This is a genomic window from Actinomadura sp. 7K534 (assembly GCF_004348575.1).
Lineage (GTDB): Bacteria > Actinomycetota > Actinomycetes > Streptosporangiales > Streptosporangiaceae > Spirillospora > Spirillospora livida.
In genome coordinates, this window is sequence record NZ_SMKB01000408.1 from 1 (window position 1) to 3,414 (window position 3,414).

Consider the following 3,414-nt stretch of genomic DNA (forward strand, 5'->3'; position numbering starts at 1 on the left):
GGGGTCAGCCGGCGGGGGACTCGTGGGCGGCGATGGCGTCCTCCAGGGAGTTGTGGAGGACGAAGATCTTGGTCAGCTGGGTGACGTGGAAGACGCGCCGCACCCGGTCGTTGACGCCCATGAACGACATCGTGCCGTCGCGGGCGCGGAGCCGGTGGTAGATGCCGACCAGGACCCCGAGGCCCGTGGAGTCGAGGAACGTGACCTCGCCCAGGTCGATGACCAGATGCGCGCCGCCGTTCTCGATGATGTCGAGCAGGGCCTCCCGCAGCCGGGGGCTGGTGAAGACGTCTATCTCACCGCTGATCTTGACGACCGTGAGGCCCTTCTCCTCGCGATGCTCCACGGCGAAGTCCACCGGTGCTCCTCTCTGCCGCTCGGCCGAACCGCCGCGGCGCCCTGGGGGGCGTCTGTCTCGGTGAGACTAGTGGGAACTCGTTTGTTACCCCTGTGGCGCGTCGTTACGCCCGCCTGACGGAACGGGAGCGTTCCCCGCGGCGATGCCGTCAGGGAGTCCGGAAGAGGGCCCACACCACCTTCCCCTGCGGGATGGCGCGCCACCCCCAGCGGACGCTGAACGACTCCACCAGGTGGAGGCCGCGCCCCGTCTCGGCTATGTAGTCGGGCTCCTTGCGGCGCGGCGCGGCGGGGCTCGCGTCCATGATCCCGCAGAGCAGCCACGGTGCCCGGTGGCCGATCCGGAGCCGGATGGCGGACGGTGCCGAGCCCAGCGGGTCGGCCGGGTCGCCGTACACGCCCGCGCGGTGTACGCCGTCTCCCGGCCGGCCGCGGGACGTCCCCCCGCTGTGCCGCAGTGCGTTGGTGACGAGCTCCGAGACGACCAGGCCCACGTCGTCGGCGAGTTCCGGCACGCCCCATTCGGCGAGCCGGGAAATCGCGAAGTGGCGGGCCTCGGTGACCGATTCCGGATCGGGCTCGACCGTGAACGAGACCGTGGAGCCGCGGAGCTCGGTCAGCGCCGTGACGGCCGAGTCCAGGCGCGGTGGCAGGTCGGACGACTCGGGTACGGGCATGGAGCAGCCGGCAAGGTCGTGCGGGTCGGCCGGCCCCACGACGGGGCCGAGCTCCCAGCGCGTGTCGTCGTGCGCGTGGCGTGACGTCATTCCAACCGGACCCCGCAGAGTGATCTCGTTGTGCAGCCGTGGCTCGGAAGTCTCGTGCGTTATCCTGCGCATCGTAGCGTGCGAATGCAAGGCCCAATGCACGTGCATCCGCGTTGTGAGGGTGTGGGGCGACGCGAATGCACGCGACCTGAACGGAGGTAACCGCAGGACACTGAGGCCAGTGGCACACTAGGTTCGCTGTCCGCCGAATAGCCGGGAGGTTGGGCGTGACTCCAGAGACGCCGGGAAGCGGGTCGACGGTTCGTCGGATCCTGCTCGGGTCGCAGCTTCGCCGTCTGCGCGAGCAGAAGGGCGTGACCCGACAGGACGCCGGCTACGTCATCCGCGCGTCGGAGTCGAAGATCAGCCGCCTCGAGCTCGGCCGGGTCAGCTTCAAAGAACGAGACGTGGACGACCTGCTCTCGCTCTACGGCGTAAGCGACAAGACAGAACGCGAAGCGCTGCTGCAGCTTGCGCGGGAGGCCAACACCCCCGGTTGGTGGCACCGGTACAACGACGTACTGCCCGGCTGGTTCCAGACCTATGTCGGCCTGGAGGAGTCGGCGGCGCTGATCCGCACATATGAACTGCAGTTCGTTCCGGGACTGCTGCAGTCGGAGGGGTATGCGCGGGCGGTGATCCGCTTGGGCAACGCCGGGGCCGCCGAACACGAAATCGACCAACGCGTGGAACTGCGGATGCAACGGCAGGAACGCCTGACGGGCGCGGACGCACCGCGCCTGTGGGCGGTGGTGGACGAGGGGGCGCTCAAGCGCCCCATCGGCGGCCCGGAGGTCATGAGGGGCCAGTTCGAGCACCTCATCGAGATGTCCAAGCTGTCGAACGTCACCATCCAGATCATGCCGTTCAGGTTCGGAGGCCACGCCGCCGAGGGGGGCGCGTTCACGATCCTGCGCTTTCCCGAGCAGGACCTGCCGGACGTGGTTTACGTAGAGAACCTCACCGGCGCGATGTACCTGGACAAGCGAGACGACGTCGACACGTACCTGCAGGCGATGGAACGCCTCTGCGTCGACAGTGCGACCCCGGAACGCACCGTCGAGCTTCTCGGTGATCTTCTCAGAGAGACATGATGCTCCAGAACTACTACGACAACGGGATGCCGGCCGCCAAGCTCCAGGGGGCGCGATGGCTGAAGTCCCGGCGAAGCAACTCCCAGGGGAACTGCGTCGAGATCGCCGAACTGCCGGGCGGGCGGATCGCGATGCGCAACTCCCGTCACCCGGACGGCCCCGCGCTGATCTACACCCGCCCCGAGATCGAGGCGCTGATCCTTGGAGCCAAGGACGGCGACTTCGACCATCTCATCGCCTCCCGAAACTGAGATGACCCCGGAAAACCGCCAATCAACCGCCACCTGACCGGCCGGGACGGGGACGCAGAAGTCCCCGGGGCGAGGTCGCGGTGGCAATCGAATCGCGGCGGGTCGGCTCCGGTTCACCGAACGTCGACCCGTCCGCCATCGAGCAGAGGCCACCCCAGGCGCGAGGGTGGCCTTCTTACTTCCCGGGCTTCTTACTTCCCGCCCTGCCGGGCTCAGCCGCAGTTGCCGTAGGGCGCCGACCGGCCGTTGCCGCCGAACCTGACGCACGTACCGGGCGCCTTCACGTACACGGGTCCCGCGTACCAGGTGAACTGCCCGCTGTCGGCGATGGTGCTGCCGCCCTTCTTCTGGATCCACACTGACGCGGGGGACGCCTTGCCCACGTTCTGCGTCTTCATCATGACGGCGCAGTTGTAGGTGGAGCTGTTGTAGAGCAGGTAGGCGGTGCCGCCGGAGACGCTCAGGGAGCGCTGCACGTAGTAGCCGCCTCCATGGCCGCCGCTGTTGCACACCTGCTGCGGGCTGAACTTGTTGGGCGGCTCCTTGCCGGGCTGGGTGCCGCCGTCCCCGCCTCCACCGCCCCCGCTGCCCTTCGTGGGCGTCGAGCCGCCGGGCTGCTGCGGCGTGCCGGGCCGCTGGGACTTGCTCGGCGCCGTCGGGCTCTGGCTCTGCTGCCCCTTCGGCTGCCTGCGGCGCTGCTCCTCCGTCGGGCTCTGCGCCTGCCCCTCCTCGCCGTTCGCCGCCTCCGCGCCGCCCTGCGCTCCGCCGTCCTGACCGGACGCGGCCAGCCGCCGGTCGTCCTCGCCGCCGGGCCTCGTGGCGGCCCAGGCGGCGCCGCCCGCGATGACGGCGGCCACGGCGACGGCCGCCGCGATGGGGATGACGAGACCGCGCTTCCTACCGCCCGATCCATGTACGGGAGGCGTGGGCGGGGGCGGGCCGGCG

General features: G+C 69.6%; 4 protein-coding genes and 1 pseudogene. 2 read left to right on the forward strand and 3 right to left on the reverse strand.

Annotation, left to right across the window (positions count from 1 at the left end):
- Positions 1–4: 4 nt before the first annotated feature.
- Positions 5–358 (reverse strand): STAS domain-containing protein, encoded by a 354-nt coding sequence (locus E1266_RS36390; protein WP_132055015.1) that lies wholly within the window; start codon positions 356–358, stop codon positions 5–7.
- Between the two features lie 148 nt (positions 359–506).
- Complete coding sequence (locus E1266_RS36395) at positions 507–1,124, reverse strand: ATP-binding protein (RefSeq protein ID WP_243719332.1); 618 nt, start codon at positions 1,122–1,124, stop codon at positions 507–509.
- 227 nt (positions 1,125–1,351) lie between these two features.
- On the opposite strand from E1266_RS36395, the gene E1266_RS36400 reads away from it, so the two are divergent.
- Together E1266_RS36400 and E1266_RS36405 are read left to right on the forward strand one after the other, a co-directional pair.
- Positions 1,352–2,218, forward strand: coding sequence for a helix-turn-helix transcriptional regulator (locus tag E1266_RS36400; protein WP_243719333.1), 867 nt, complete (start codon positions 1,352–1,354; stop codon positions 2,216–2,218).
- The gene (locus E1266_RS36405) at positions 2,218–2,469 is read left to right on the forward strand and encodes a DUF397 domain-containing protein (RefSeq protein ID WP_131987147.1); all 252 of its coding nucleotides are present in this window, start codon (positions 2,218–2,220) and stop codon (positions 2,467–2,469) included. Before E1266_RS36400 ends, E1266_RS36405 begins: the two co-directional genes overlap by 1 nt.
- Before the next feature lie 212 nt (positions 2,470–2,681).
- Here the strand turns inward: E1266_RS36405 and E1266_RS36410 are convergent.
- Positions 2,682–3,414 (reverse strand): annotated as a pseudogene (locus E1266_RS36410) (hypothetical protein); the annotation flags it as partial.

Bases quoted from the DNA above. Each gene is read 5' to 3' on its own strand.
- E1266_RS36395 (WP_243719332.1), bottom strand. From the start codon at position 1,124: ATGACGTCACGCCACGCGCACGACGACACGCGCTGGGAGCTCGGCCCC.
- E1266_RS36405 (WP_131987147.1), top strand. From the start codon at position 2,218: ATGCTCCAGAACTACTACGACAACGGGATGCCGGCCGCCAAGCTCCAG.